This is a genomic window from Pedobacter sp. 01N416, from assembly GCF_056399685.1.
This window is the reverse complement of sequence record NZ_JBFTRT010000737.1, coordinates 1-2,048: the sequence shown is the minus strand read 5'-3', so window position 1 is coordinate 2,048 and position 2,048 is coordinate 1. Positions and strand designations below refer to the sequence as shown.

The window sequence follows — 2,048 nt, the reverse complement described above, 5'->3', positions numbered from 1 at the left end:
CTTTATCGGCAACAGCAGTATCCTGATTTTGTACTTTATTTTCTGTTCTTAATACGGCTGTTGCATAGTGTAATACTGCCATAGAAAGAAGATCCTGCTTATCTCTAACCGCATAATTATCCTGATAATCTTTTATGCGCTCATTGATCATTTTTGCTGCCCGTCTCACAATTTCTTCCTCTTCCATATTCACCTTTAGTGGATAAATACGGTCGGAAATGGTTATTTTAATCGAGATTTCTCCCATTTGTTTAGCTTAGTTTCTGATTTCTCTGCATCATTATTTTTTTAATAATGCAATACTTTTATCAATCTCCCGCACAAAATCGTTAATTTTTTGTTTAATGTCAAGCGATTTTTCGCTTGTTCCCTCTATACTTTTAGCCAATTTTGTAACCCTTAATTTTTCATCAAGTTCTACATTTTTGCCTTTCGCTGTATCGAGTGCTACTTTTAACGATTGATTTTCAAGCTTTAATAAATCATTTTCTTCCTGTAGCGCATTACATAGCTCTAATACCTGAGCCGTTTTTTGTAATACCTTATCTAATTGATCTGCAACAGAAGTCATGAATTTATTTCTAAAAATACGAATTTATATTTTATTTCCTAATTTCTGCACCAGCTTGTGCCGTTAAATTCGCGATTAATTTCTGCATCGTGTTTTCAATCTGCTTATCGGTTAAGGTTTGTTCCTCATCCTGCAAAATGAAGTTCAAGGCATACGATTTTTTGCCTTCAGGTAATTTATCACCTACATACACATCGAACACACCAACCTCTTTGATCAGCTTTTTATCAGTTTTGAAAGCAATACCTTTTAAAGTATCAAAAGTTACCGCCTGATCGATCAATAAAGATAAATCTCTACGCACTTGCGGGTACTTAGAAACCTCTTTGTTAACGATTTTATTTTTCCTTACAATATCCAACAAGGCAGCCCAATCAAAATCGGCATAAAAAACCTCCGCACTTACATCGGCTACTTTACGGTCGGCTTTTGAAACTGCACCAAAACTTACCAGGGTCTTATCTCCACGGAAATATTTAATCCCGTAAGCAAAGTTTTCATCGTTTAAGGTATCGGTTTGATAGCTTGCAATACCCAAACGGCTTATAATGGCATCAACTGCCGATTTTAAGTTATAAAAGGTAGCCGATTTAGCATTGTGGTTCCATTGCTCGCTCTGTTTAGCACCCGAGATCAACAATAATAACCTTGAGCGCTCTATATACTGCTCATTAATTAAGTGATAGGTTTTACCAAATTCATAAAACTTAACATCAGCATTTTTACGGTTCTGGTTGTAAGCCACACTTTCTAATGCCGGCATCAGTAAATGCTGGCGCATTACATTTAAATCGCTGCTTAATGGATTTAAAATAAATACAGCTTCGTCTAAATTTTTCGAATAAGCCGATTTAGTTAACGAGTTGCACATAATTTCTGCATAACCGTTTGAGGTAAGCATATCTGCAATTACGTTGTGCGTATTTTCTTTTTCAGGTTTGATGCTGTAAGAAAGCGATGCATTTACCTTTGAAGGGATTTCGATATTGTTATAGCCGTAAATACGCAATACTTCTTCTGTAATATCACATTCGCGGGTTACATCAACTTTAAACGATGGTACTCTTAAAGCCAAAGTATCTTCAGAGGTATTGGTTGCAGCAATACCCAAAGCGGTAATAATGTGTTTAATTTCGGCTGATGGAATGTTTGCACCAATTAATTTATTGATATTGGTATAACTTACTTCAAACTCGAACGGCTTGATATGACTTGGATAAATATCAGAAACTGATGAAGAGATTTCCCCGCCAGCCAGTTGTTTAATTAATAATGCTGCATATTTTAAAGCCGTAACCGTAATCTCCGGATCGGTACCACGCTCGTAACGGAAAGAAGCATCGGTTTTTAAGCCATGTCTTTTTGAGGTTTTACGTACAGAAACCGAATTAAAATAAGCACTTTCCAAGAAAATATTTTTGGTATTAGCATCAACTCCAGAAGATTTTCCACCGAAAACACCTGCAATACACATTGG

General features: G+C 35.9%; 3 protein-coding genes. All 3 read right to left on the bottom strand.

Going from position 1 to position 2,048, the window contains the following annotated elements; translation table 11 throughout:
* On the bottom strand, nucleotides 1-247 hold a 247-nt coding region (locus AC1DND_RS26485; RefSeq protein ID WP_477585665.1), incomplete at its 3' end, for a cell division protein ZapA.
* A gap of 33 nt (nucleotides 248-280) precedes the next feature.
* Nucleotides 281-571 carry a hypothetical protein gene (locus AC1DND_RS26480; RefSeq protein WP_029277274.1) on the bottom strand — a complete coding sequence of 97 codons (291 nt, stop codon included), beginning with the start codon at nucleotides 569-571 and terminating at the stop codon, nucleotides 281-283.
* A 31-nt stretch (nucleotides 572-602) separates the two neighbouring features.
* A partial coding sequence (gene pheT, locus AC1DND_RS26475) for a phenylalanine--tRNA ligase subunit beta (protein WP_477585663.1) occupies nucleotides 603-2,048 on the bottom strand: 1,446 nt, incomplete at its 5' end.